Below are 26,369 nucleotides of genomic sequence, written 5' to 3'. Positions count from 1 at the left end.
TGACAGCCTGTGGAGAGGCTCCTTGCCTCGTTGAAGCGGACCCGCCCAGGGATCAAGCTAGCTTGTTTCCGCTGGGAATCCTCCGCCTTTAGGCGGGGGAGGATGTCAAATCCTGCTCGTGAATTCTCCCGAATTCACTTCTCAAAAGCGTGACTGAAAAACACTTTCTCATCGGGCACGCTCACTCAAAGAGCATTCTTCCGAAGCCTGCCCAATCTGGCTCTGTTTGGACTTTTTGTGCGATCCAGAGATCTTATCCTGAAATAGCACACTTTCTATGCTCCTACACCTGCATTTTTCCTTCTTTTTTTCGTGTTTTCCTTGCTCTGTCACGAATTTTGGAGTAAGTGGTAAAAAAGTTTGTTCTACTGTCCTTTTCTCGCCTTTCGAGAAAACATGCAGTCTGGCAACTGTTCAATCGTCTAAACTGGAGGACTCCATGCAAGCAACCAGAAGGAGTTTTCTCAAGGGACTGAGCGCAGGTGCATTGACCCTCTCCGTCATGGGGTTTGATCTGAAGGCCGTCCAGGCCTACGCCACTTCCCTCAAAATCGAAGGGGCCAAGGAGATCATCAGCGTCTGTCCTTTCTGTGCTGTCTGCTGCCAAATCATTGCCCATGTAAAAGACGGCAAGCTGGTCTCCACCGAAGGTGACCCGGACTTCCCCGTCAACGAGGGCGCTCTGTGTGCCAAGGGCGCAGCCCTGTTGGGCATGTATACCCACACCGAGGGCCGCGTTCTCAAGCCCATGTACCGTGCACCCTACAGCGACCGCTGGGAAGAAAAGGACTGGGACTGGACCATCGATCGCATTGCCCATCTGGTCAAGGAAGCCCGCGACAAGGACTTCAAGGAAAAGAACGAAAAGGGCGAGGTGGTCAACAGACTGGAAAGCCTGTTCTGGATGGGGACCTCTCACGCATCCAACGAAGAATGCTGCGTTATCAATTCTGCAGTGAAAAGCCTGGGCATGGTCTGTATTGACCACCAGGCCCGTGTCTGACACAGCCCCACTGTACCGGCTCTGGCAGAGTCGTTCGGTCGTGGTGCTATGACAAACCACTGGATAGATATCAAGAACGCGAACTGTGTGCTGATCATGGGCAGCAACTGTGCTGAACACCATCCCGTGTCCTTCAAGTGGGTTATGGCCGCAAAGGACAACGGTGCCACGCTCATTCACGTTGACCCCAAGTTCTCCCGTACTTCCGCCCGCTGCGATTTCCACGTTCCTTTGCGTTCCGGTTCGGACGTGGCCTTCCTGGGCGGAATGATCAACTACATCATAGAGAACAAGCTCTATCTTGAAGAGTACGTCCATCTCTACACCAATGCTGACTTCGTGGTTGGCAAGGACTACTACTTCAAGGACGGCGTCTTCTCCGGCCTCGACCCCGAAAAGCGTCGCTACGACGCCAGCACCTGGGCCTTCGAGAAGGACGCAAGCGGCGCCATTGTCACGGATCCCGAGTGGAAGAACCCCCGCTGTGTCTTCAATCTTCTGAAGGAACACTACTCGCGCTACACTCTGGACAACGTCTCCTCGGTAACCGGCGTTTCCAAGGAAAACATCCTGCGTGTCTACAAGGCCTTCACGGCCACGGGCAAGCCCGACAAGGCAGGAACCATCATGTACGCCCTGGGCTGGACTCAGCACACCAATGGCGTACAGATCATCCGCTGCTCCACCCTGGTGCAGCTGCTTCTCGGCAACATCGGCGTTGCCGGCGGTGGCATCAACGCCCTGCGCGGCGAGCCCAACGTCCAGGGTTCCACCGACCAGGCACTGCTCTACGACAGTCTGCCCGGCTACATCGGCATGCCCCGCGCAAACCAGCACACCCTTGAACAGTATCTCAAGGCCAACACGCCCACGACCAAGTTCAAGAAGAGCATCAACTGGAAGAGCAATACGCCAAAGTACATGGTCAGCCTGCTCAAGGCCTGGTTCGGCGAAGCCGCCACCAAGAACAACGAGTTCGGCTACCAGTGGCTGCCCAAGCTCGAACCCTTTGGCGACTACTCCTACTATACTGTGATCGACAATGCCCTGCACGACAGGATGCGCGGCGGTTTCGTCTTTGGCGTGAACCCCTGTCAGAGCTTTGCCGACACCCACAAGGTCCGCAATGCAATGGACCACCTGGACTGGCTGGTCTGTGGCGAACTCCACAATTCGGAGACCTCCGACAACTGGCACAGACCCGGTGTTGATCCCTCCAAGATCAAGACCGAAGTCTTCCTCCTGCCCTCTGCCCATCGCATAGAGAAGGAAGGAAGCATCGCCAACTCTGGTCGCTGGATCCAGTGGTTCTACAAGGGCGTGGAACCTGCAGGCGAGGCCCGCAACTTCGGCGACATGCTTGTGCCGCTCATGAACAGGATTCGCGAGCTGTACAAGGCCGAGGGCGGTGCCAACCCCGAGCCCCTGCTCAACACCATCTGGCCCGAGACCTTCGAGCCGGAAGAGTGGACCAAGCGCCTCAACGGCTACTTCTGGGAAGACACCAAGATTGGTAACAAGCTCTACCGCAAGGGCCAGCTTGTGCCTGCCTTTGCCAACCTGAAGGCCGACGGCACAACGTCCTCCCTGAACTGGATCTACACGGCCAGCTACACGGAGGAGGAAGGCAACAAGTCCAAGCGCCGCAGCACCAAGCAAACGCCCTTGCAGGCACGGCTTGGCATCTACCCGAACTGGTCCTGGTGCTGGCCCATGAACAGGCGCATCCTCTACAATCGCGCCTCGGTCGATCCCCAGGGCAAGCCCTGGAACCCGAGCCTGCCCGTGGTCGTCTGGACCGGCAAGGACTGGGTCGGCGACATCCCGGACGGCGGTGGAGCCCCTGCCGGCTACGAGAACGGCAAGCTGCCCTTCATCATGAACGCGGACGGCGTTGCCCAGCTCTTTGGCCCAGGGCGCGCAGACGGTCCCTTCCCAGAGCACTACGAGCCCGTGGAAACACCGCTCACAAGTCACCCCTTCTCCAAGCAGCTTTCAAGCCCTGTCTACAAGTTCTTCAAGGAAGACGTGGCAAGGTTTGCAAAGCCGGGAGATCCCAGGTTCCCCATTGTCCTGACTACCTACAGCATGACCGAGCACTGGTGTGGTGGCGGCGAGACCCGCAACACGCCTGCCCTGCTTGAGTGCGAGCCTCAGCTCTATGTGGAGATGAGCCGCGAGCTGGCAGAGGAAAAGGGCATCAAGAACGGTGACGGCGTCCTGCTGGAAAGTGCCAGGGGCAAGGTCGAAGCCATTGCCATGGTGACCGTGCGTCTGCGTCCCTTCACAATCCAGGGCAAGACTGTCCACCTTGTGGGCATGCCCTTTGCCTTTGGCTGGCTCACGCCTGAATGTGGCGACGCCACAAACAGGCTGACCATCAGCGCCTTTGATCCCAATACTTCCATTCAGGAATGCAAGGCCTGCCTTGTCAACATACGCAAGCTCGATAAGCTGACTGAAATCGGATAGTTTCCGGAAAGTGCCTGGAAGGTTTTTCCAGCCTTCCAGGCACATCCCCAAAAGGAGCAGATATGCCAAAGAGCATTCTCATAGATACCACCAGGTGTACTGCGTGCCGGGGCTGTCAGGTTGCCTGCAAGGACTGGCATGGCCTGCCGGCGATAAAGACAAAGCAGACCGGAACACATCAGAATCCCCCGGATCTCAATCCCTGCAACTTCAAGATCGTGCGTTTCCGCGAACATCTTGACGACAAGGGCGTTGTGCACTGGAACTTCTTCCCGGATCAGTGCCGCCACTGCACCAACCCGCCCTGCAAGGACGTGGCGGATATGGTCGCCGAGGGCGCCATCATTCAGGACAAGAAGACAGGCGCAGTTCTTTTCACAGAGAAGACAGCGCTTTTGAGCAAGGAAGACGCAGAGGCCATCCGCGAGGTCTGCCCCTACAACATCCCCCGCAGGGATGAGAAGACCGGCAGACTGACCAAGTGCGACTTCTGCATCGACAGGCTCCGTGCCGGTCTCGAGCCCATGTGCGTAAAGACCTGCCCCACAGGCTGCATGGTCTTCGGCGAAAGGGCGGAAATTCTCGAACTCGCCAAGGAACGCCTGAATATCGCCAAGAAGACCTTCCCCAAGGCTTTCCTTGTCGATTACAAGGACGTCAATATCATCTACCTCCTCGCGGAGGAAAAGGAACACTACTACGAATACGCCACCTTCTAGCATCCAGGCCATGAAGGCCAGAAGCTAGGAACAAATGGACACGAAGGGGCCTGTTTGCGACAAACAGGTCCCTTTTTTCTTGTCCTGCACTGTGGTACTTCTAACTTTGCCCGGGATTTTCTCCCGGCAGATCCAGAACAAGACGAGGTAGCCCATGGCCGATACCATAAAACGCGTGCGCAAGACACTGGACAAACAGCGCGAAGAAAAGCCCGTGCTCAAGGAACTGCTCGACAGCTTCGGACCTTTGTGGCTTGCAAGAGCAGAGGAACAGGAACGTCTTAAGGAAGAGTTTGCCCCAAAGGGCCTTGCGCTCCCAAAATGGGACGAAAACCGCTCATCCAGCGGGGTAAGCCTTCTCTCGGACGCGGAACTTTCCTGGATGTGGCCTCATGTTGTGGCGTGCTTTGAGAGCTACCTGCCTCTTTTTGCTGAGCAAGAGCGCCTTTTGCCAGGCAAGGCGGCTGTTGAAGCCTTTTTTGCCGAGGAGAGAGACACGGGATTCACGCAGGATTTTCTGCGGGCAGTGATTGACGCGGACACAGAAAGGCTCTCCACTCTTTCCAGACTCGAGGGGCTGGACGCGGCAAGCCTTGTTCTGGCAAGCGAGTTTTCCCTCTCCACAGTTCTTCGTGCCCTGACAGACAATCTTGTCGCCCAGGACGACGGGGAAACAAGTCACTGGCCCTTGTGGACGCAAGGCTACTGCCCTGTCTGCGGCAGACTGCCGGTCATGGACTGGCTTGGCAAGGGCTACGAGGACAAGAACAATCCCTATCTCACTGCAGGGGGCGGCAGAAAGTTCTTGCACTGCGGCCTGTGCGGCGCGGACTGGCGCTTCAGAAGGGCCATCTGCCCTGCCTGCGGCTCGGAAAAGAAGGGCTGCATGGAAACCTTCTATGCCAGCACCAATCAGGCAGAGCACGTGTCCTTTTGCTCGGAATGCAAAAAGTACTGCGTAGGCCTTGATATGCGCAACATCTCCCCCGTGCCGGACCTCGATGTCATGGCCTTTTGCATGCTGCCCCTGGACATGCTGGCAGCAGAGAAAGAGCTTGTTCCCATGTGCCGCACAAGCTGGAACCAGTTCTAGCCCCTTCCCTTTCTCATAGGCGCAGTTTGTGCGCAATCAAGCACAGCGCGTATACACCGGAGAAATGCCATGAGCGAAACCATACACACCCCGGACATCGCAGACACAACTGCGCCCATTGCCGACAAGGGCATAAGCGAGGAGAAAATCTCGGCGCTTGCCTCCGCCATCAACTTTGACGACCCTGCCCTGACCATAAGCTACGGGTCAAAGACCATGAACGAGATTGCCAAGTTTGCAGACGATCTGCTTGGCAATGTGCGCGTAAAGGACGCAGGTCCCGTGGGCGACTCCCTGCAGGAGCTCATGCTCAAGGTCAAGGACATAGATGTCACGGAGATTGCGAGCCCCAAGAAGAGTGTACTTTCCTCCATCCCCCTTATCGGCAGCCTCTTTGGCTCGGTTGAAAAGACTCTCGCCCGCTTCGACACCCTGCTCGATCAGGTGGAGGGCATAAGCGCCCATCTTGAAGACGCCATGCTCGGCCTGCTCAAGGACATTCAGGTCCTGGAACAGCTCTACGGCTACAACCAGTCCTTCTACGAGGATCTCACGGCAGCCATCATGGCAGGAGAGCGACGTCTGCAAAAGGCTCGCGAGGAGGAGTTGCCCCGTATCGAGGAAGAGGCCAGGAAGAGCGGCAACGCCCTGGACGCCCAGAAGGTGCACGACTTTGCAGAACGCCTGAACCGTTTTGAGCGGCGCCTGCACGATCTGCGCCTGTCGCGCACCATCACCCTGCAGACAGCTCCGCAGATCCGCATGATCCAGAGCAACAACCAGACCCTGGCGGAAAAGATCCAGACCAGCATCCTGGCAACCATCCCTGTCTGGAAAAACCAGCTCGTGCTGGCGCTCTCCATCCATGGCCAGCACAAGGCAGCTCAGCTGCAAAAGGAAGTGGCGGACACAACCAACGCTCTGCTGCGCAAGAACGCAGAAATGCTGCAGACCTCAAGCACTGCTGCTGCCAGGGAGGTTGAGCGATCCATTGTGGATGTGGAGACCCTGCGCGACGTGCAGTCCCGCCTCATAGCCACCATAGAGGAAACCATGACCATTGCCCGCGAGGGTCGTGCGCGCCGCATGGAAGTGGAAAGGGAGCTTGTAAGCATGGAAGAGGATCTGAAGACCAAGCTCACGGCCCTCGCAGGCCAGAAGAACAGCGACAGGGCAACGATCCTTTCCGGAACGCGCAACTAGCCGCAGGGAGGGCACCATGGCGTCGCTTTTTGACAAGCTTGTGGGATCGGTCCTGAAGACAGTGACCATGGTGCTTTGCCGCGGGCTCACGCACCTTGTGGCCCTTGTCTGCTCGGTCTTCTTCGTGGACGCGGCCCTTGGCACAGGCCCCCTGGACGAGATCTTCCTCAAACTCAGTGTCTACGCGGGCCTCATCTGCCTTGTTCCCTGGGGCACTGTCTCCAATCCCTACTGGTTCATACCGGTAGGGGCAGGCTGTCTGCAGGGCCTTGCCCTGCTCGTTTTGGGCATACCCTGGCCGCTCATGCTCTTTTGGGCAGGCCTTGCCACCTGGCTTGCCCGCCTTGTCATAGCAAGAGGCTCCATTGGCTGGGACTGGACTGCAACGCCCATCCTTGTTTTGAGCCTTTTCACCTGGCTTTCCACGGCAAGCCTCTGGGGCATGCCCTTGTGGCCCCTTGTCTCCCTTCCTGTCATTGTCCTGGCTGCCCTTGTTGTCTACAGGACATGGCTTAAGGTCTGCCACAAGAGCGTGCACAGGCAGATCCTCGCCTCAGTGCTTGTGCGTATGCGCGCCCTTGTGCAGCAGGGAAAGGTATCCGGGCCTGAGCTCGGCTACCTCAAGGTCCTGCTCTCGCAGTGCGAGAAGCTTGCCGTTTCAGGCGCGCTGGATGAGGCTACAGTCGATCGCGTAAACAATGTCACATCAAGGCTGGAAAACCAGGCAAGGACAAATTCCGGAAAGCCCCTGAACGGACTTTTCAAATCCGCCCAGTGGCAGCATTTCACCTATTCGTCCAACCAGAATAGCCTGGAAATGGACCTTCTTGCAGAGCTGAGAAGCCTTGTCATTGACCTTGGAAAGCTTCTTGGTCCCGAAGACAGGACAGGCGGCAGCATCTCGAAGCTCGCGGAGATTTCCGCATCTGCTGCCCTTCTTTTGCAAAAGGCAGGCTCCTGCCCGGCAGAACTCATTCCTTCCCTTGAAACAATAGCCTTCCTTGCCATGGACATGGTGAAATGCATGGAGCAGGATCCCAACGATGTGCGTGACGGGACAAGCTTCCTGAACCGATATCTTCCCAGGGTGCACCACATCGCGGACGAGGTTGCGCGCATGCCCCAAAACCTTCCCCTTGAGCGCACAAGGGAGGTCCTGGACCGCCTTGTCTCAGCCTTCAGGGAAGAGCGTGCACGCATGGATCGCAACGACAACATAAGCTATACGGCCGAGATAGACGCACTGGACAATCTGCTCAAGATGCGCGGCTACTAGTCCAAGGTCATTTCAACACAGACCATTATAGAGACTCAAGTATAATACGGGTGGCAGGGTATAATTATGCTCAAAGAACTACGCATACAAAACTTCAAAGTCTGGAAGGATACAGGCAACATTCATCTAGCTCCCCTCACGCTGTTTTTCGGTGCTAACAGTTCTGGAAAGTCCAGTATCGGACAATTTCTGATTATGCTGAAACAAACTGTTGAATCGCCTGATAGGAAAGCTGTTTTTCATCCAGGAGGAAAAAACTCTGCTGTTCAGCTTGGGTCCTATCGAGAAATGGTCTTCCATCGTGATCCTGAAAATAATATTGCTTTCGCCTACCGATGGTCCTTATCTGAAGAGATGAACTTTAAGGACCCTCTAACAAACAAAAATTTTTCTGGTGATGAATTGGATTTTAATGCCACAGTAGGATTAGACGCCTCAACAAAAAATTTGCTTCAAGTCACAAAATTCAAATACTGTCTACTCAATAAGGGTACACAGTCTCTTTCTATTGAATTTTCACGAAAGAACGACAAAGATGAATACACTGCATCGGCAAAGAAATACAATCTTGTTAGAAAAAAAATGCGTGCTTGGGCACCCAAAGAAGTTGTTCGCTTTTATGGTTTTCCTGATGAAGTGATCGCCTATTATCAAAATGCTGAATTTGTTCAATCTTTAAATCTCGCGCATGAAAAACTGTTTAGATCTATCTTTTATCTTGGACCACTTAGAATAAAGAGTGAAAGGTTTTATACATGGAGCGGCATTGAGCCTGAGAGTGTTGGTTTTGCAGGTGAAAATACAATAGCAGCAATTCTGGCTGCAAGAAACAGAAAAATTAGTCTAGGTCACAAAAAACAAGCAAAACCTTTCGAGGAAATTATTGCCTACGAGCTCAAGGAAATGGGTCTAATTGAAGATTTTAAGGTCAATCCCATATCCAAGCAGCGCCAAGATTACGAAGTTAAAGTTCGCACCAAGGGCGCAGAGGAATGGGTCGATCTTCCCGACGTCGGCTTTGGCATTACGCAAGTTTTACCAGTTCTGGTTCAATGCTTCTTTGCTCCTGCTGGCTCAATCATCCTTATGGAACAACCGGAAATTCATCTGCACCCACTTGCGCAATCAGCGTTGGCCGATGCCATGATCGATGTTATCAAGTCCAAAGAAAATGGGCGCGAAAGAAATATTCAAATCGTCATCGAAACTCATTCCGAGCATTTTCTCCGCCGTCTGCAGCGCCGAATTGCTGAAGATGCTATTTCACAGGAAAAAGTATCTATATCTTTCGCCAATAGTTCCAATGCCCCTGCAACACTCGAACCTCTTCAAATTGACACATATGGCAATATCAAGAATTGGCCAGAGAATTTTTTTGGTGACGAGATGGGCGACATCATGAAACAAGCCAATGCTGCTATGCAAAAAAGAATGAAACTAGGATGTTAAAACTAAGGTTGTTCATATGAAGCTACCTAAAAAAATAATTATTGACACTAATGTCCCTATTAACGCAAATCTAGCCAATACCCCAGATAAAATCCCTGACAACATGGTTGATTGCGTTTACAATTGCGTCGCCGCTATTCAACATGTAATAACAGAAAAAGGTCTTGTCATTGATTCTGGTGGTGAAATCTTTAAGGAGTACATGCATAAGCTCAGCCTTACTGGACAAAATGGACTTGGCAATGCTTTTGTCAAGTGGGTCCACGATCATCAATGGAGTATACCTGATTCTGACAGGGTAGAAATCACCAAAGAAGGTGACTCTTACAAAGAATTTCCAAATCATGATGGGCTAATAAATTTCGATATATCGGATCGAAAATTTATTGCCGTTGCAAACGCACATCCTGAAAAGCCACCGATTCTACAATCAACTGACTGCAAATGGTGGGGGTGGAAAGATGCTTTGAAGGAAGTTGGTGTTTCTGTTTACTTTCTTTGTCCAGAATATGTTAAAGAGAAGTACAAGGAGAAGATTGGACTGTGAAAGAGAAATTTTTCAAGTTTCCATCCACTCCACATCTGGCAGCGTTTGCAGATATGGACTTCCGTTCCGACAAGCTGCTTTCGGATGCAGAACGAAATGCGTTTTTACAGCAGAATCTTCTTGTCGAAGAAAAAATAGACGGGGCAAATCTGGGCATCTCATTCGACTCCGAAGGCAACCTTCTCGCGCAGAACAGAGGTGCCTACCTCTTTCTGCCTGGCGCAGGGCAGTGGAAAAAGCTGAACGAATGGCTGGCGCCACGACAGGATGAACTTTTCGAGCATCTTTCCGACCAGTTCATACTTTTCGGGGAGTGGTGCTATGCCCAACACTCTGTTTATTATGACCATTTGCCAGACTGGTTTCTTGGTTTCGATATTTTCGACAAGCGTTCAGGGAGATTTCTCTCTTCGCAGTGCAGAGACGCTCTCCTGAAGGGCATGGGTATTGCTCAGGTTCCCTTCGTCACTCGTGGAAAGTTCACTCTTCCGCAACTCCATGAAATCCTGTCAGTGTTGGACTCAAAATTCGGCTCCCAGCCAGCAGAAGGTATCTATCTGCGCCATGATGATGGAGACTGGCTTGTCCAAAGGGCCAAATTAGTTCGGGCATCCTTTGTCCAGGCCCAGGAAGAGCACTGGTCGCGCTCTGCCATCAAGCCAAATCGACTGGGTAGCCAACGCTGAAACCCAAGCCTCATTGCCCGCCCTTTTGCAGACGAGAACAGGGAAAAATGGTTGCTGGGCGGAGCAGGCCATATTGCTGCAGCCTGTGGCCTCCAGGCTGCGGCTCCCTTTTTGCCCGCAACGGGAAACGAACAAAAAAAGAGCCGTATACTGGACATGTCAATAAATTCTTAGTTCCGCAAGAAAAAAAATTATTCTGTAATTTCAAATTGTTATAATGAGATACTTAATTGCGTCTTATTCATTAATATTATATAACTATTTGAAATAACTTATTTTTATAAAGATTCAAGAAAAAAGCCTCCATTCACCAATTTTCGGGGGTACTAGACAAGATTTCGGAAAGTGGTTATACGAAAGCCGTCTAGACAAAAATTGGCATATCGGCATATCTCGGATGAAACATTTCAGAGCCGGCCACTCGTGACAGAGTGGCCCCAAAAGAGGAGGATGTTGGTGCTAACAAAATTTGCGGCACGTCAAATCTTGTTTTGTCCAACCAGCAACAATCATACATGTTGCGGTAAAACGCAATAATTTCCGAAGGCAACGTTCTCTGGCCCCTTGTTTTTCCACCACCATGAAAACTGCATGAGGATGGGGGCTCTCCCTGTCTGCCCCAGAAACAGAGCAGTGCCGCTTCAGCAATGGCGCGGTATGGCTGAAACAAGAGACAGGATGGAAAAACATCCTGGCACAAAAGCCAGGGCAAGGGAACAAAAGAGTTCATAAACGGGCAACAGTTCTGGAGTATTATGACACATACATCGCCTCTGGCCTCCTCTCTGGAAGCCGGGACAGGGGCTGATACGGCACAAGCCGTGCAGACCGAAGCCGCCGGCATGGCCGTAGCAGTCGATGACAACAATGCACCCTTTGACGCAACAAAGTCAGACCTTTTTTCTCTCTCGTTCCTGGAGAATCATGATATCTTCACCCCTGGGGAAGCAGGCAAGGCCAAGAAGACCAGGACTAGGGCTTCCGGCAAGAGCGCAAGCAAGAAGAGCGCCACGAAGAGACGCGCAACATCAGGGGCAAAGGCAAGACAGGTCCAGCCCCTGCCGGTAAAGGAGTGGACCACTCCCGTCCCCTTTGCCACGCGCTCGCTTCCCAGGCTTGATTGCTCGAAGCTTCCGGCTGTTCTCGGGGACTTCTGCCGCGGCCTGTCCAGCGAGATGCAGATTCCCGAGGAAAACGTTCTCGCCAGCGCCCTGGCTGTAGTCGCGACGTGCGCCCAGACTACCTACAGTGTCGAACTGTACGGGACAAGCACTATCCAGACTACCAATCTCTTCATCATGTCGCCCCTGCCTCCATCAAGCCGCAAGCGCGCTTGCTTGAAGGCATGCCTGAATCCCATCAGGGACTGGGAAGAGGCCCAGGTCCGAGAGATCGGGCCCAGGATCACCCAGGAAAACATCAAGAAGATGATAACCAGAAGGTCCATCCGCAGCCTTGCCAAGGACGCCGTGAAGGCCCAGGTAGCTAAGGACGAGGAAACCTTCCAGGCGCTTCTCAGGCAAATCTACGAGCTTCAGGTGAGCCTCGATACCACTACGATTGTTCCCCAGCTTGTGACAGGCACGCTGGCAGGGCTTGAGGAAACCGTGCACCAGCAGCACGACACTCTCACCTTTGCAAGCGCCGAGGACAATTGCCTCGACATCCTCTCCTCCGCCTCCACAAGGTCTGCAAAGGACCTTGTGGCCCAGGCATGGAACGCTGGCCAACATACAGTGAAGACCAAAAACAGGGCCTACACGATGCATCCAAGGCTCACCATGGCCCTGTCTCCCCAGAAAAATGCCCTTGCGGATCCGAGGAAGGTGAAGCTTTTGCAGTCCAGGGGCCTTGATACGCGCTTCATCTACTTCATGCCTGCCGATGCGCGCACTCTCGCAAAGTGCACAAGGATGCCCAAGGAAGTCGCAAATGCCTTCTTCGAGAATGTCCTGCGACTTTTGCCCGCGTCCTGGAACGAGCCCGAAGAGTCTCGCATGCTTACGCTTTCTCCTGACGCCGAACTCAAGTGGCTGGAGTACCGGGAAAAGGCAGAAATGCTCTGTCAGGGTCTCGATATCTCCCTGCAGGAGTGGACAACCAGGCTTGCAAGCGACTTTGTGGGAAGGATCGCAGCCCTCTTCCACCTTGTGTCTTGCGCAGACCCAAGGACCGACCTCGTCATATCCTCCGAAGAGATGGAACAGGCCCTGAGCCTCGGAGACCTTCTCTTCGAGCACGCAAGGGCCGCCTTCGGGCTCATGCTTCAGGACAGTCCGGAAGAAGCCGCAAACAAGGTTCTTGACCTTGTCACACGCAACGGTTGGAGTGTCTTCTCTGCCAGGGAATGCTTCCAGTCTTTGAGGGGGCAGGCGCTCTTCCGCACCATGAAGCCCCTGAACTCGGCTCTTGAAGCCCTGATGGAGCACGGCTACATCCGCACCATTTCCGTACCCGGAAAGAGCGGAAAGCTCATGGAACGCTTTGAACTCAACCCTGCAGTCGCTCAACCCAAGGCTGCAGCTGCCAGTGAAAAAGAGTTCCTTGTCTACGACATCCTGAAGGAGGCAGGCGTCGAAAGGGAAGAAGAGGACACCAGTGTCCACTCACACCCCGAAGAAGCCGCATCTGACAGCGATGGAGGCGAGGAAAACAGCAAGAACAGCCAGCAAACCAGCGTTGAGGGCGGTGCCCCTGAAAGCTGCAAGGACAGTGTGGAAAGCAGCACTGAGGAAGGCGCCCCTTTTGCGACGCATGCCCTGAGCCTGCTTGGCACTCCCACCGTCCTGCCTGCAGCGAAGTGATGGCGAATCTGATTGCGGCAAGCGTTCTCTGCCTTGCCTTCTGGCTCGCGCTTTTGAGGTGACTAACGATGTCGTACTACTGGCAAGTTCTGCTTGCCGGGACGCTCTGACTCTTCACATTGGTCATGAACGCCTGCGGAGAGCGTCGTCTGCCGGACCCGGGCAACGGGAGAATAGCCATTACCGACTTTTTCTTCCGTTGCCTGTCCCAGACAGCTGTGACAAGCATCTTCCACCGGCAATGCAGCAAACATACAAAAATCCGGGGGAAAAGCGAGGAGAAGGCCCTGTTTCCCATACAGGTACCACTCTAATGCTCCATCCCTGCACAATAGGCAGGATCAATGAAAATTTTCATATTCCCAGGTAAAAGTTCCTGTTTTTACCCAACAATTTTCATGTGAGGTAAACACAAGTTTATGGAAAAACATACAGTTCACTTACTTCTGGAAACAATTACAACTCTTAAAAATATAATTTCCTCCACAGATCCCAGCACTCTGGCTAACAGAAATGCAAGGATTATCCTGGCATGCAACAGAAGCTCATATGGAAAGGAATATCAACTTGATATTGACTCCCTATGTGACAAGTTCAATCTTAGTAAATAAACAATAATGAACATACAAAAGAACTTCTGTTCTAAGGGCATTGCTTTTCTAACTCCAAAGAGAAACAAAAAACGTTGCAACAAATCTGTCAGCTCTGTAATAAACAATTTTTTTCTAGTCGGCAATGATGGAGATGAATTTATCAAAAATTTTCTTGCAGGGAAATTTAATGCAGTACACCCGGAGGAAAAACTGAACATATACTGCAACAAAATCCTGTAGTGACATTCCTCATGGTGGTTAACACCGAACTCACAACTATATGACACGCACAAAACGCTCTGGTTCAGCCAGCTCCAAGCCAAGGACATCAGGAGCAGCGTCCCAATGCGGCCCGCCCAGGCCACCCCAAGTTCGCTGCCGGCCACGATGGCAGCCGACGCGCACTCCCTGGCAAAGTCTTCCATGTCGCTGTCAGTCTCGGCGAAGTGGACGTGCGGCGTGTACCTTCTCGCTAACTCTGCACCAGCACTCCTGAAGCGTGCCTCGTACTTTCCGATCCTTTTGCAAGCTTCGGGCAGATCGCAAAGGGCACCATCCCCCTTTGGGCTATTTCCCGAACAAGGAGACGACATTATGAAACAGCCTCAATGACAAGTGCATTTTGCAGGGTTTCTCCTGCACGAGATGATAAGCGGGGGATGCCTTTTTTCGGAGAAAACAAAAAAGGGTTACAGCGTTTTGCCATAACCCTTGTTGCTTGCTTTTGCATGGTGCCGAGGGACAGAATCGAACTGCCGACACAGGGATTTTCAGTCCCTCGCTCTACCAACTGAGCTACCTCGGCACTGCACGAGGAAGACTTGTATACGTTTGGCCGGTGTTTGGCAAGAGAAAAATGCAGATTTTTTCAAAAAATTTTTCCCTTCTGCCATATTTGCCACCCAAACGTCGTTTTCGCCTTATTCGTCCCCGCCCATCTTGAAGTTCACGCGGATCTTGAAGAGCCGTGTTGCCGGGAGGTTGAGGATGGGCACGCCCGTCTTGGCAGTGATGCTGTCCAGGCGCTTCTGGATGTACTCGCGCGAGGGACCTATGAAGGTAAACCAGATGTTGTACTTGTGCTCACGCTCATAGTTGTGGGTCACGCCCTTTTCGGCATTCACAAGCTCGCAAAAGCTCTCCATTGCCTCGGGCGGAACCTTTGCCCCGCAAAGAGTGGATACCCAGCCGAGCTTTTTCGACTGGAAGTTTGCTCCCATGCGGCGGATGATGTGTTCCTCTCTCAGGCGGCGCACCCTCTCAAGGACTTCCTCCTCCCCAATGCCGAGCTTCTCCCCCAGATATGCGTAGGGGCGCGGCACCAGGGGAAAGTCCGCCTGTATGATGTCCAAAAGGGCCTTGTCCGTGGCGTCCATCGCGCTCATAGTATCTCCTCAGTCCTTGCGCAGCTTCTTCGGGATGTAGGTGCACAGGGGCTCTTCTGCCATGTGGTTGCCTTCCATGCTGTAGGCACGCGCACGACAGCCGCCACACACCTTGTGGTACTCGCACACGCCACACTTGCCCTCGTAGGCGCTCTGATCCCTGAACTGCCTGAAGTAGGAGGAATTGCGCCAAATCTCCGGGAAGGGAGTGGTGCGTACATTACCGCAGTCGAGTTCCAGGTAGCCGCAGGGCTGCACCTGGCCTGTGTGGCTTATGAAGCAAAAGCCCGTGCCGCCAAGACAACCCCTGGTGTGGGCGTCCATGCCGAAGTTCTCCACGTCCACGCTCACACCTTCCTCATGGGCCATCTGACGCATGATGCGGTAGTAGTGGGGCGCACAGGTGGCCTTCAGGTGCATGCTCGTGGTCTTCCTGAAATGGTAGAACCAGCGCAGCACTTCCTCGTACTCCTCAGCAGTGATCACCTGGTCAGCCAGCTCGGAGGCCCTGCCCATGGGCACAAGCAAGAAGATGTGCCAGGCAACGGCGCCAAGCTCCTGGCACAGCTCGAAGATTTTCTTGAAGCTTGCAAGGTTGCTCTTGGTGACCGTGGTGTTGATCTGGAAGGGAACGCCAGCCTCTGTCAGAAAGCGCATGCCCCTTAAGGACTGTTCGAAGGCTCCGGGTACACCGCGGAAGCTGTCGTGGCTTTGTGCGTCGGCTCCGTCAATAGAGATGGAGCAGCGGTCCACCCCGCATTCCTTGATGAGCCTAGCGTTTTCCCTGGTGATCAGGGTGCCGTTGGGCGAAAAGGCACAGATGTGGCCGCGGGAATGGGCGTGGTGCACAAGTTCGTACACATCCGGGCGCATCATGGGATCGCCGCCAGTAAAGATGATGAGGGGCTTGCCTACCTCAGAGAAGGTGTCGATGAGCCCCATGGCCTCTTCGTGGGACAGTTCTCCCGGATACGGCTCCAGATGCGCCTCTGCCCTGCAGTGCTTGCAGGCAAGGTTGCAGGAGCGCGTCACTTCCCAGGCTATGAGACGGCAGGCCGGTGTGCCGTCCTCGAGTTTCGCAGGGCCCATGGCGCCGTGGGGTTTGCCCGGCATGCCGTGGCCTCCAGGGTGTCCGCCCGGATGGCTGCCGGGGTGTCCCCCGGGATGCCCTGTGGCCTGGGCCTTTTCAAGGTGTGCGTGGCAGTCCAACGGGGAAGCCGGACAGCCTGCAGTTACAGGTCCACTCATCGGGCAAGTCCCTTTTCCAGCACGGTTTCGGTGAAGTAGGTGATGATGCTGTCTGCACCCGCGCGCTTCAGGCCCAAAAGGCTTTCCATCATGATTCTTTCCTCGTCCACCCAACCGTTGATGCCGGCTGCGCGGATAAGGGAGTACTCGCCGCTCACCTGGTAGGCAGTGACCGGAACGTCCACGTTTTCCCTGACCATGCGCAAAATGTCCCCGTAGGGGCCAGCGGGCTTCACGATGATGGAGTCCGCGCCCTCGTCGAGGTCGGCAAAGACCTCGCGCAGGGCCTCGCGCACGTTGGCGGGATTCATCTGGTAGGTCTTGCGATCCCCGCAGGCCGGCGCAGACTCTGCTGCGTCGCGGAAGGGACCGTAGTAGGCAGAGGCGTACTTTGCCGCATAGGACATGATCGGGGTCATGGTGAGGCCTGCAGCGTCCAGGGCCTCGCGCATGGCTGCCACGCGGCCGTCCATCATGTCCGAGGGGGCCACGATGTCTGCGCCTGCCTCGGCCTGGCTCACGGCAGTGCGGGCCAGATATTCGAGGGTGGGATCGTTCAGGATGCGACCGTCCTCGGTCAAAACGCCGCAGTGCCCGTGGCTCATGTACTCGCACAGGCACACGTCGGTGATGATGACAAGCCTGGGGAATCTTGCCTTCAGACGGCGCACTGCCTGCTGCACAATGCCGTCATTTGCGTATGCCTGGCTTGCCTTCTCGTCCTTGGTGGCCGGAATGCCGAAGAGGATGATGGAATGCAGGCCATTGTCCACTGCCCTTGCCACGCGCTCCTCAAGCTTGGGCAGGGAGAGCTGGTACTGGCCCGGCATGGAGGGAATCTCCTTCTCGAAGCCTGCGTCGTCGGTCTCGACTGCGAAATAGGGCATTATAAGGTTTTCCCTGAGCACGGGAGCTGTTTCGGCAAAGAAGGCGCGCATCTGCTCGGACTGGCGCAGACGGCGGCCGCGGAAGAAATCATGAACCATGGTATGATCTCCTGATGGGGTGCAATGCCCCAAATATTTCGAAAGCAGTGCCGCAAGCCTTTCCGAACAAGGCAATTCCTGCCTTGCCGGGAATGCCCCCGACACTGCCCATGCCCCGCAGGGGTTTTTTTTGTATCCGGATTTTCAGGCAGGCTTGCTGCCCTTGCAACTACTTGATGCCGATTTCCTCGTCCGTGAGGTAGCAGGCGGGATCCTGGGCCCACTCGTCGCCGTAGTAGGCCTCTGCCCTGGCGCGGAAGTTGCCGCCGCAGATGTTGAGGAACTGGCACTTGGCGCAGCGTCCGCCCACATGGGCCTTCTTGTCTTTCAGCTTGTGCAAAAGCTCGATTTTGGGATCGTCCCAGATCTCGGAGAAGGGGCGCTCAAGGACATTGCCAAAGACGTGCTCGCGCCAGAACTGGTCCGCGTGCACCTTGCCGTCCCAGGAAATGCAGCCTATGCCGCGACCGGAATTGTTGCCCTCGTTGTACTGCAAAAGGCGGAACACTTCCTCTGCACGCTTGGGATCCTCGCGCTTCAGCCGCATCCACACATAGGGGCCGTCCGCATGGTTGTCCACTGTGAGGATTTCCTTGGGCTGCCCCATGTCAAAGCACTTCCTGGTCTCGTCCATGATGAGGTCCACACAGGCGCGTGTCTCGGCGTGGTCCAGGTCCTCCTTGATGAGCTCTGTGCCGCGGCCGGAGTACACCAGGTGGTAGAAGCAGGCCCTTGGCACCTCAAGCTCGCGCAAGAGATTGAAGATGCCGGGGATTTCGGACACGTTGCGCTTGTTGATGGTAAAGCGCAGGCCAACCTTGAGGCCCTCTGCCTTGCAGTTTTCTATGGCCTTCAGGGCCTGACGGAAGGCGCCCTTCACGCCGCGGAAATGATCGTGCACTTCCTCAAGGCCATCAAGGGAAATGCCCACATAGGAAAGGCCCACCTCGCGCAGCTCCTTGGCCTTTGCGGGGGTGATAAGCGTACCGTTGGTGGAAATGACAGCGCGCATGCCCCTGGCCTTGGCGTGCTTTGCAAGCTCCACGAGGTCCTCGCGCACCACGGGCTCGCCGCCGGAAAAGAGCATGACAGGACAGCCGTAGGCAGCCAGATCGTCGATCATGGCCTTGGCCTGTTCTGTGGAAATGTCGTCCTTGCCCTGCAGGCTGACAGCCTGGGCGTAGCAGTGCACGCAGCGCAGGTTGCAGCGCTTGGTCATGTTCCAGACTACAACGGGCTTCTTGTCCTTGGAAAACTGCAGAAGATGCGAGGGCAGCTTGCCGGACTGGCGCCCGTAGCGCAGAACGTCAGATTCCTCCACCTGTCCGCAGTACAATTTGGAAATGCCGATCATATGTTGCTGGCAAAGGCCCCAAGGGACCTTCGCTCCTCCTTCGTTATGGATTTTGGTTGAGCGCGGGGCAAGCCTCAAAGCAAAGCCTTGAAGCATCCCCGCATTGAAGAGTCTATCCTTGCAGGATTTCCTTCACCCTTGCAATGGCATTTGCGGCACCCGCAAGGTCTGTGCCACCGGCCTGGGCCATATCCGGCCTTCCGCCGCCGCCAGCACCGCCGCACAGGCTGGACACCTCGCGCACAAGTTGCGGTGCCGTAACCTTGTCGTGCAGGTCCTTGGAAACAAAGACTATGATGGCAACCTTGCCCTCGTCCTGGCCGAACAAAACTGCCACGGAGGGACCGGTCAGGCGGGACCTCACATCGTCCATAAGCGAGCGCAGGGCCTTGACCTTGATGCCGTCGACAGCTGCCGAACAAAGCTTGATTCCGTTGACATCGATGGCTTGTGCCACGATGTCGGCAGCGGAGACGCTGGAGGCCTGGGCCTTTTCGCTGGCCTTTTCCAGCTTGCGCAGCTTTGTCTGCAGGGCTTCCACCCTCTCCTCAAGCTGGTCCGGCCTGGCCTTCAGGGTGTGGGAAAGGCGCGCAATGGTCTCGCGCTGGGAGCGCATGTAGGCGAGTGCACCAAGGCCTGTCACAGCCTCGATGCGGCGCACGCCTGCAGCGACACCACTTTCCGACAGGATGATGAACTGGCCTGCCTCGCCCGTGCGGCTCAAGTGTGTTCCGCCGCAAAGTTCCCTGGAAACCACGGTCGACTCGTCGCCTACGGTGAGCACGCGCACAACGTCGCCGTACTTTTCGTCAAAGAGCGCCATGGCGCCGCTTGCCACTGCCTCATCGTGGCCCATGAGATCCGTCTTCACCTGCCAGTCGGCAAGTATGGCCTCATTGACCTCGTCCTCGATCCTTTGCAGCTCCTCGGGCGTCACAGCCGAGATGTGGCTGAAGTCGAAGCGCAGCCTCTCGGGGGAGACAAGGGATCCTGCCTGGTGCACATGGGTGCCGAGCACGTTGCGCAGGGCAGCGTGCAAAAGATGGGTCGCTGTGTGGTTCCTGGCCGTTGCAGCGCGCTTTTGCGCATCCACGCACAGGTACACCTCGCGATCGAGAGCAAGTGTTCCTTCCTCGACCTGGACCACATGAACAAGGAGGCTCGGATGGGGCTTGATGGTGGTGGAGACAGTGGCCTTCATGCCTTCGTCGAGGATGAGACCAGTGTCGCCCACCTGACCGCCGGACTCGCCATAGAAGGGTGTCTGGGTGGTCACAACGTAGCCTGTGTGCGGAGCCTTGAGCTCTTCCACGGCAAGGCCGTTTTCGTCCAGAATCTTGACTACGCGGCCGTGGGCGTTCAGGGTGTCGTAGCCAACAAAGGCGCTTTCGATGCCGTCTTCCACAAGCTGCAAAAAGAGAGCCTGCCCCTTGTCTGCACCCTGACCAAGAAGGCCCATCTTCTTCTGGCTTTCCTTGGCCCTTGCGCGCTGCTCTGCCATTTCCTTTGCAAAGCCCGCTTCGTCAACGCCAAAGCCACGCTTTTGGGCAACGTCCGAGACGATGTCCAGCGGGAAGCCGTAGGTGTCGGACAGAAGGAAGCAGAAGGAGCCGGGGATGGTTTTCTCACCCTTCTTTTCAAGCTCTTCCATCTCGTCCTCAAGCAGGCGCAACCCCTTGTCCAGGGTGAGGGAGAAGCGCTGCTCTTCCTGATGGATGACCCTGGAAATAAAGGCCTCGTGCTCGCGCAGCTCGGGGTAGTCGTCGCCCATGCATTCCACGACCTTGGTGACCACCTTGTAGAGGAAGGGCTCGTGCACGCCAATGAGGTTTGCAAAGCGCAGGGCCCTGCGCAGGAGGCGGCGCAGGACATAGCCCCTGCTCTCGTTGGAGGGAAGGGTTCCGCCGGCAATGAGGAAGGCTGCTGAGCGGATGTGGTCTGCTATGACGCGCAGGGCCGTGTCCACGTCGTTCGTGTCCGGCTCGGAGAAGGAGTAGGTCACGTTGGCAAGGCTTGCCGCGTACTGGATAATGCCCTGGAAGAGATCCGTGTCGAAGTTGGACTTCTTGTCCTGGCAGACCGCAGCAATGCGCTCAAGGCCCATGCCGGTATCGATGTTGGGCTTTGCAAGGGGCTCGCGGTGGCCGTCTGCAAACTGCTCGAACTGTGTGAACACAAGGTTCCAGATTTCCAGGAAGCGGTCGCAGTCGCACTTTCCTATGCCGCAGTCGGGACCACAGGACATGTCCTCGCCCTGGTCAATGTAGATTTCCGAACAGGGGCCGCAGGGGCCAGTGTCGCCCATGGTCCAGAAGTTGTCCTTCTCGCCCATGCGCACAATGCGCTCTGCAGGAAGACCAGCGATTTCCTGCCACAGGGCTGCTGCCTCGTCGTCGTCGCGAAAGACTGTCACCCACAGCTTGTCCTTGGGAAGCTCCAGTTCCTTTGTGCAGAACTCCCAGGCCCAGGTGATGGCGTCACGCTTGAAGTAGTCTCCGAAGGAGAAGTTGCCGAGCATCTCGAAGAAAGTGTGGTGGCGTGCTGTACGGCCCACGTTTTCGAGGTCGTTGTGCTTGCCGGACACGCGCAGGCACTTCTGGGACGAACAGGCTCTGTGGTAGCCGCGATCCTCTTCGCCGGTGAAGCACTTCTTGAACTGGACCATGCCGGCGTTGGTGAATAGCAGGGTCGGATCGTTCGGCGGGATCAGGGGGGCTGAAGGCACTATTTCGTGCCCGTGAGAGTGAAAGTATTCAAGAAAACGGCGTCTGATTTCCTGTGGTGTAAGCATAGTTGTTCCCGGGCAGCCTCATTCCTGCCCCTTCTCCCATTGGATTTGTGCTTGCGGCCGAACCCAAGTGTGTTCGGCCGCAAATGTGAAAAAAAACAGGCTCTTCCCGAACGACCTCGCATGCGTGCGAGGTTCGAGGCAAGGGGTGCCTATTCGTTGCCAAAGTTGTTGTCGTCATCCTCGCCGTCAAAGGCCTGGGAGCCCTCCACAGCGCCAAAGGCGTTGTCCACAAGCGAGTTTCTGGGCTCGACCTCAAGCGGCTGGGGCTCGCCCATGGGAGCCATGGCGCTTTCCTCCGCCTCCTCGATGGAGGGCATGCCGAGGAAGGCACGCACGTCGTTTTCCACCTGTGCGCGCAGCTCGTCGTCCTCCTCCAGAAGCTCGCGAATGCGCTCCTTGCCCTGTCCGAGCTTTTCGCCCTTGTAGGCAAACCAGGAGCCGCTTTTGTCGATGATGTTGCCGGCAACGCCAAGCTCGATAAGCTCGCCAGCCCTGGAGATGCCCCGGCCGTACATGATGTCGAAGTTGGCAGTGCGGAAGGGCGGCGCCACCTTGTTCTTCACCACCTTGGCCTTGGTCTGGTTGCCGATGGCGTTTTCCTTGCTGTCCTTCAGGGTAGCTGTGCGGCGAATGTCTATGCGCACGGAGGAGTAGAACTTCAGGGCGTTGCCGCCAGTGGTCGTTTCGGGGCTGCCCATGTAGGGACCGGAGCCAATCTTCATGCGGATCTGGTTGATGAAGATGACTGCCGTGTTGGACCTGTGGATGGTGCCTGTCAGCCTGCGCATGGCGTGGGACATAAGCCGTGCCTGGCTGCCAACCTGCATGCTGCCGAGGTCGCCGTTGAGTTCTGCCTGGGGAACCAGGGCAGCCACGGAGTCGATGACCACAAGCTCGACCGCAGCGGAACGCACCAACATGTCCGCGATCTGCAAAGCCTGCTCGCCGTAGTCCGGCTGGCTTACCAGAAGCTCGTCCGTGTTGACGCCAAGGGCCTTGGCGTAGGTCACGTCCAGGGCGTGTTCCGCGTCAATGAAGGCGCAGGTGCCGCCCCTTTTCTGGCATTCGGCTATGATGTGCAGCGTCAGGGTCGTCTTGCCCGAGGATTCGGGGCCAAAAATTTCCGTCACGCGTCCCCTGGGGATGCCGCCTACGCCAAGTGCGAGGTCCAGGCCCAGGGAGCCGGTGGGGATGACGGGGATCTTTTCTATGGCCTGATCCTTGAGGCGCATGACCGAGCCCTTGCCGAACTTGCGTTCGATGGTGGTCAGGGCCGTTTCCAGCGCGTTGCTTTTGGCCTGTTCGGGAGTGAGGACAGGTTTCTTCGCCATGAGAAGGTCTCCTTGGAAGAAAAAAAGAGGGTAAAAATCCAATTGACCAAAAAAACAAATAAATCACTAAAAAGGAAACGTTAGCACGCATCAAAAGGCAAGGCAAGGACAAGAAAAAGCCCAAAAATACAGGCTTGCCCGCGTGTCTGAATTTGGATACTGTCTCATTTGCCTGCGCAGACCCAATGGTTGAGGCCTGCAAGATTCTTCGATGATCAGCCCTGGCCTTCAAAGAAGCAAAGTATACCATCGCCACCGCCCGCCATAAAAAGGAAAGAGGAAGGCGCTTCCTCCACTGACTCGCAGGAGTAAGCCTGAGTTCCCGGGATGTTTTTACTACCACGGGTCTAATTCAGCTGAGGATCTGTACTAGTATACATACTTATCTCTCTGTAAATATAGTATAAAGCCTCAAGCCATGTTGACATTTGAAGTGCAATTTTTTACGATGTGGTAATAAAAATTTTATCTTACTACAGGATTGCCTATGCCTGGAGCTTCACACATCGTCTATAGCGGCAAAGGTGACACCCGCTATGCCTCTGTCATGCGTTCTATCCGAACCGGTCGTAATACGCGCAAACAACAAGTCCATTACCTTGGTCGAGTGCTTGATGCCGAACGTGGCATCTACAAGAACAAGGAGAGAGGAGTTTTTGTTTTTGATCTCAAGACGATGACTTTCTCTGCTGCTCCAGCTGATTTCGTGGACACGACAAAGCGCCAAAACGCTCGAGAAGAGCTGATAGTGGACTTTGGCGATGCTTTTTTGTTCGATCAACTCATTAAACGCTACAACCTGGCACCTGCAATTGAAGCCATTGACTATGGAAATCCAGATTCCCTTCGGGCACTTTTGCTCTACTACATGCTCTCGTCACGCAGCAATCAACATGCACTGACATGGTTTGAAGGGAGCTATGCCCGTATCTTGTACCCCAAAGCAAATTTGACTTCTCAGAGGATCAGTGACCTGCTTGCGGCGATTGGGAGAGAAGACACCATGCAGCGTTTCTTCCATGCCTACCTGCCGCTTCTCGGCTCCGACGTCAGGGAAGGAGCAAATATCCTGATTGATAGCACGGGGTTACCCAATAGCATTCATTTCCCTTTGACTGCTGTAAGCAATCACAATGGCATCATTTCTGAAGAGATTCGTCTGATCTATGTCGTTCAGCAAGGCTCGCGTCTACCAATTTATATGCGCTATATCCCCGGCAATATCGTGGACGCATCTACGCTCGTCACGACAGTCAAAGAGCTCAAGGCTGTTGGTGTCAACACGAAGTTTGCCATCCTTGATGCTGGTTACCTCACTGAGGAAGGCATGCAGGAACTGACCGGCGAAAAAATATCCTTCATCACTCGTTGTCCGTCTAATCGACGTATTTACAAGGACTTGATTTCTGTTCATATGGAGGGACTGGTCGCATCGGAAAATCTTGCGCTTGACTCAAACGGACGCCTTTTCAACGGACGACGTGTTTATATGAAGTGCGTGCCTGTCAAGAACTATATGGGCATGGAGCTCTACGCCTACATAGGCAAGGACATGACAGCAGCCTCGCTGGAGGATAAGCAATATGCTCATCGAATACACGGCTCAGGCGAGAAAGTAGATCGGACGATCTTTCATGATGAGCTAATCCAGCATGGTGTGTTCATGCTTCTCTCAACGCGCAGAGTCAGGGCTGAGGAGCTCCTCTCAACATGTTATGTCCGACAAGAAATCGAACAAGTATTTGATATTGCCAAAAATTATGCTTCATTATTACCTCTGTTTATCGAAAAGGAGGAAAACCTTAGAGGGCATTTGTTGCTCACATTCATTGCAATTGCAGTACTGCAAACATTGCAGTTGGAGATTCGCGCCAGCAAGTACTCTATTGACGCCGTACTCTCCAATATGGCGAACCAACATGCAAAAATTTTCCAAAGGGTAGTTATCCCCTCTGAGCCAACCAGGATTCAGAACGACATCTACAAACTTCTCAAGGTTCACCCTGCAAAGGAATATCCTCGCGTTGGGAACTTTTAGAGGATACGATGTGTGGTAAGAAAATCTCCCCGGGAACTCAGGGTAAGCTTCTGAAACGCGGCAACTGGCACACAGCCCCAACCGTTCTTGCCATGGCTATGGCTGCGCCCGGAACGTTCTCCAGGATTTGGAATTGGCCCCGAAATCCTTTTCGGGCTCCCTTGCAAAAACCATCCAACCTACTCTCAACCCATCCCACATATATGTCTGCACAAGGAATTCTTCTCTTTTCAGGAGGCCTGGACAGTCTGCTTGCAGCAAAAGTCCTCATGGACCAGGGCCTTGACATACTCTGCCTGCACTTTGTCTCCCCCTTCTTCAACAACGCAGGGGCCAGGAAGCGCTGGAAAAGGCTCTATGACCTCGACGTGGAAATCGTGGACGCTGGGGCAGAGATGGTGGAGCTTGTGGCCAAATGGCCCGAACATGGCTTTGGCAAGGTCATGAACCCTTGCGTGGACTGCAAGATCACCCTGCTCAGGCTTGCCAAAAAGCGCATGGAGGAAGAGGGCGCCCAGTTTATCGCAACCGGCGAGGTCATAGGCCAGCGCCCCATGTCCCAGCGCCGCGATGTCATGAACCTCATCCGCAGGGAAGCCGGAGTTGAGGGCCTTCTCTTGCGCCCCTTGTGCGCGCAGCACCTTGATCCCACGCCCTTCGAGCTCTCGGGCCTTGTGGACAGGTCAAGACTTCTCGCCCTGCACGGGCGCGGACGCCAGGAACAGCTGGATCTTGCCCGCAAGTACGGTTTCGAGGAAATCCCCTCTCCAGGAGGTGGCTGCCTTCTGACCGAACGGGAGAACGCCCGCCACTACTGGCCCTTGCGCGAGCGGAGAGCCAATCCTGCGGTGGAGGACTTTGCCCTTGCAAACCTTGGCAGGCAGCTGTGGTCCCTTCAGGGTAACAGTGACCGATGGATGGTTGTTGCCCGCAACAACCGCGACAACGATCGCCTGCGCGCAGCTGCGAAGGAAAACGATCTTCTGGCAGGCCTGTGCGACTTTCCTGGGCCCATAGCGCTTTTGCGCGACGGCGAGACATGGGAGAACGAGGAACTCTCCAATGCGGCTGCTCAGTTTGTCTCCTATGCACCAAGGGCCATGCAGGCAAACGAGCAGGCGCCAAACGTTCCTGTCCGGGTCTGGCTCAAGAACGCAGCGACAGGGCAGCAACAGATAGTCTCGGTTCTTCCCGACAGGGAGCGTACTCTCTTTGCAAGGCCCTCCTGGGAGGAGGTCAAGGCACAAAAGCACGAGCTTGCAAGCCGCATGGACGCCCTGCACAAGGAGAAGCTTGCAGCGGAAAAGAAGGCAAGACAGCTTGCCTGGGAAAGGGAACACGGGCAAACTGAGCACGCCGACAGTGACGCTCAGCAGCCGGAGACGAATTGA

The 26,369-nt window shown here is 55.0% G+C and carries 18 protein-coding genes, 1 tRNA gene and 1 pseudogene; 11 read left to right on the top strand and 9 right to left on the bottom strand.

What is annotated here, in order from left to right; translation table 11 throughout:
* Positions 1–439: 439 nt before the first annotated feature.
* From fdnG to B5F76_RS06740, 9 genes are all read left to right on the top strand, one after another.
* Positions 440–3,475, top strand: coding sequence for a formate dehydrogenase-N subunit alpha (gene fdnG / locus B5F76_RS06780; RefSeq protein WP_087352605.1), 3,036 nt, complete (start codon positions 440–442; stop codon positions 3,473–3,475).
* Between the two features lie 62 nt (positions 3,476–3,537).
* A complete protein-coding gene (locus B5F76_RS06775; protein WP_087352603.1) occupies positions 3,538–4,194 on the top strand; it encodes a 4Fe-4S dicluster domain-containing protein in 657 nt (218 codons plus the stop codon).
* 154 nt (positions 4,195–4,348) lie between these two features.
* Positions 4,349–5,287: a formate dehydrogenase accessory protein FdhE gene (locus B5F76_RS06770; RefSeq protein ID WP_087352601.1), complete on the top strand. Its 939-nt coding sequence runs from the start codon at positions 4,349–4,351 to the stop codon at positions 5,285–5,287.
* A gap of 69 nt (positions 5,288–5,356) precedes the next feature.
* Positions 5,357–6,490 (top strand): toxic anion resistance protein, encoded by a 1,134-nt coding sequence (locus tag B5F76_RS06765; protein ID WP_087352599.1) that lies wholly within the window; start codon positions 5,357–5,359, stop codon positions 6,488–6,490.
* 16 nt (positions 6,491–6,506) lie between these two features.
* Positions 6,507–7,766 carry a hypothetical protein gene (locus B5F76_RS06760; RefSeq protein ID WP_087352597.1) on the top strand — a complete coding sequence of 420 codons (1,260 nt, stop codon included), beginning with the start codon at positions 6,507–6,509 and terminating at the stop codon, positions 7,764–7,766.
* Between the two features lie 66 nt (positions 7,767–7,832).
* Entirely contained in the window at positions 7,833–9,215 is a 1,383-nt protein-coding gene (locus B5F76_RS06755) for an AAA family ATPase (RefSeq protein ID WP_087352595.1), read from the top strand.
* 16 nt (positions 9,216–9,231) lie between these two features.
* Positions 9,232–9,762 carry a hypothetical protein gene (locus B5F76_RS06750; RefSeq protein ID WP_087352593.1) on the top strand — a complete coding sequence of 177 codons (531 nt, stop codon included), beginning with the start codon at positions 9,232–9,234 and terminating at the stop codon, positions 9,760–9,762.
* Positions 9,759–10,448 (top strand): RNA ligase family protein, encoded by a 690-nt coding sequence (locus B5F76_RS06745; protein ID WP_204218346.1) that lies wholly within the window; start codon positions 9,759–9,761, stop codon positions 10,446–10,448. Before B5F76_RS06750 ends, B5F76_RS06745 begins: the two co-directional genes overlap by 4 nt.
* Positions 10,449–11,203: 755 nt before the next feature.
* Positions 11,204–13,252: a DUF3987 domain-containing protein gene (locus B5F76_RS06740; protein WP_087352591.1), complete on the top strand. Its 2,049-nt coding sequence runs from the start codon at positions 11,204–11,206 to the stop codon at positions 13,250–13,252.
* Between the two features lie 562 nt (positions 13,253–13,814).
* Here B5F76_RS06740 and B5F76_RS06735 read toward each other — a convergent pair.
* The 9 genes and pseudogenes from B5F76_RS06735 to recA form a co-directional block, all read right to left on the bottom strand.
* Positions 13,815–14,270, bottom strand: a complete 456-nt coding sequence (locus B5F76_RS06735) for a hypothetical protein (protein WP_144268406.1) — start codon at positions 14,268–14,270, stop codon at positions 13,815–13,817.
* Positions 14,271–14,437: 167 nt separating this feature from the next.
* The gene (locus tag B5F76_RS14815; protein ID WP_162608734.1) at positions 14,438–14,575 is read right to left on the bottom strand and encodes a hypothetical protein; all 138 of its coding nucleotides are present in this window, start codon (positions 14,573–14,575) and stop codon (positions 14,438–14,440) included.
* Positions 14,575–14,650: transfer RNA gene (locus B5F76_RS06730), tRNA-Phe, on the bottom strand. The genes B5F76_RS14815 and B5F76_RS06730 overlap by 1 nt, the downstream gene beginning before the upstream one ends.
* 115 nt (positions 14,651–14,765) lie before the next feature.
* Entirely contained in the window at positions 14,766–15,221 is a 456-nt protein-coding gene (gene ahbA, locus B5F76_RS06725; protein ID WP_087352618.1) for a siroheme decarboxylase subunit alpha, read from the bottom strand.
* 18 nt (positions 15,222–15,239) lie between these two features.
* A complete protein-coding gene (gene ahbD / locus B5F76_RS06720; RefSeq protein ID WP_087352587.1) occupies positions 15,240–16,478 on the bottom strand; it encodes a heme b synthase in 1,239 nt (412 codons plus the stop codon).
* Positions 16,475–17,464 (bottom strand): porphobilinogen synthase, encoded by a 990-nt coding sequence (hemB, locus tag B5F76_RS06715; RefSeq protein WP_087352585.1) that lies wholly within the window; start codon positions 17,462–17,464, stop codon positions 16,475–16,477. The genes ahbD and hemB overlap by 4 nt, the downstream gene beginning before the upstream one ends.
* A gap of 169 nt (positions 17,465–17,633) precedes the next feature.
* Complete coding sequence (ahbC, locus tag B5F76_RS06710; protein WP_087352583.1) at positions 17,634–18,818, bottom strand: 12,18-didecarboxysiroheme deacetylase; 1,185 nt, start codon at positions 18,816–18,818, stop codon at positions 17,634–17,636.
* A 112-nt stretch (positions 18,819–18,930) separates the two neighbouring features.
* The gene (alaS, locus tag B5F76_RS06705; protein ID WP_087352581.1) at positions 18,931–21,609 is read right to left on the bottom strand and encodes an alanine--tRNA ligase; all 2,679 of its coding nucleotides are present in this window, start codon (positions 21,607–21,609) and stop codon (positions 18,931–18,933) included.
* A 314-nt stretch (positions 21,610–21,923) separates the two neighbouring features.
* Positions 21,924–22,940, bottom strand: a pseudogene (gene recA, locus B5F76_RS06700) (recombinase RecA); the annotation flags it as partial.
* 487 nt (positions 22,941–23,427) lie between these two features.
* On the opposite strand from recA, the gene B5F76_RS06695 reads away from it, so the two are divergent.
* Complete coding sequence (locus B5F76_RS06695; protein WP_087352577.1) at positions 23,428–24,978, top strand: transposase; 1,551 nt, start codon at positions 23,428–23,430, stop codon at positions 24,976–24,978.
* Between the two features lie 203 nt (positions 24,979–25,181).
* Positions 25,182–26,369, top strand: a complete 1,188-nt coding sequence (locus tag B5F76_RS06690; protein WP_087352576.1) for a hypothetical protein — start codon at positions 25,182–25,184, stop codon at positions 26,367–26,369.

Source organism: Desulfovibrio sp. An276 (genome assembly GCF_002159665.1).
In the GTDB taxonomy this organism is placed as follows: domain Bacteria; phylum Desulfobacterota; class Desulfovibrionia; order Desulfovibrionales; family Desulfovibrionaceae; genus Desulfovibrio; species Desulfovibrio faecigallinarum.
This window is presented reverse-complemented; position numbering and strand designations above follow the sequence as displayed.

What these genes read in the sequence shown, in the direction of transcription:
- B5F76_RS06775 (WP_087352603.1), top strand. Translation starts at nt 3,538, where the DNA reads ATGCCAAAGAGCATTCTCATAGATACCACCAGGTGTACTGCGTGCCGG.
- B5F76_RS06770 (WP_087352601.1), top strand. Translation starts at nt 4,349, where the DNA reads ATGGCCGATACCATAAAACGCGTGCGCAAGACACTGGACAAACAGCGC.
- B5F76_RS06765 (WP_087352599.1), top strand. Translation starts at nt 5,357, where the DNA reads ATGAGCGAAACCATACACACCCCGGACATCGCAGACACAACTGCGCCC.
- B5F76_RS06760 (WP_087352597.1), top strand. Translation starts at nt 6,507, where the DNA reads ATGGCGTCGCTTTTTGACAAGCTTGTGGGATCGGTCCTGAAGACAGTG.
- B5F76_RS06755 (WP_087352595.1), top strand. Translation starts at nt 7,833, where the DNA reads ATGCTCAAAGAACTACGCATACAAAACTTCAAAGTCTGGAAGGATACA.
- B5F76_RS06750 (WP_087352593.1), top strand. Translation starts at nt 9,232, where the DNA reads ATGAAGCTACCTAAAAAAATAATTATTGACACTAATGTCCCTATTAAC.
- B5F76_RS06740 (WP_087352591.1), top strand. Translation starts at nt 11,204, where the DNA reads ATGACACATACATCGCCTCTGGCCTCCTCTCTGGAAGCCGGGACAGGG.
- B5F76_RS06735 (WP_144268406.1), bottom strand. Translation starts at nt 14,270, where the DNA reads ATGGAAGACTTTGCCAGGGAGTGCGCGTCGGCTGCCATCGTGGCCGGC.
- B5F76_RS14815 (WP_162608734.1), bottom strand. Translation starts at nt 14,575, where the DNA reads ATGCAAAAGCAAGCAACAAGGGTTATGGCAAAACGCTGTAACCCTTTT.
- ahbA (WP_087352618.1), bottom strand. Translation starts at nt 15,221, where the DNA reads ATGGACGCCACGGACAAGGCCCTTTTGGACATCATACAGGCGGACTTT.
- ahbD (WP_087352587.1), bottom strand. Translation starts at nt 16,478, where the DNA reads ATGAGTGGACCTGTAACTGCAGGCTGTCCGGCTTCCCCGTTGGACTGC.
- hemB (WP_087352585.1), bottom strand. Translation starts at nt 17,464, where the DNA reads ATGGTTCATGATTTCTTCCGCGGCCGCCGTCTGCGCCAGTCCGAGCAG.
- ahbC (WP_087352583.1), bottom strand. Translation starts at nt 18,818, where the DNA reads ATGATCGGCATTTCCAAATTGTACTGCGGACAGGTGGAGGAATCTGAC.
- alaS (WP_087352581.1), bottom strand. Translation starts at nt 21,609, where the DNA reads ATGCTTACACCACAGGAAATCAGACGCCGTTTTCTTGAATACTTTCAC.
- B5F76_RS06695 (WP_087352577.1), top strand. Translation starts at nt 23,428, where the DNA reads ATGCCTGGAGCTTCACACATCGTCTATAGCGGCAAAGGTGACACCCGC.
- B5F76_RS06690 (WP_087352576.1), top strand. Translation starts at nt 25,182, where the DNA reads ATGTCTGCACAAGGAATTCTTCTCTTTTCAGGAGGCCTGGACAGTCTG.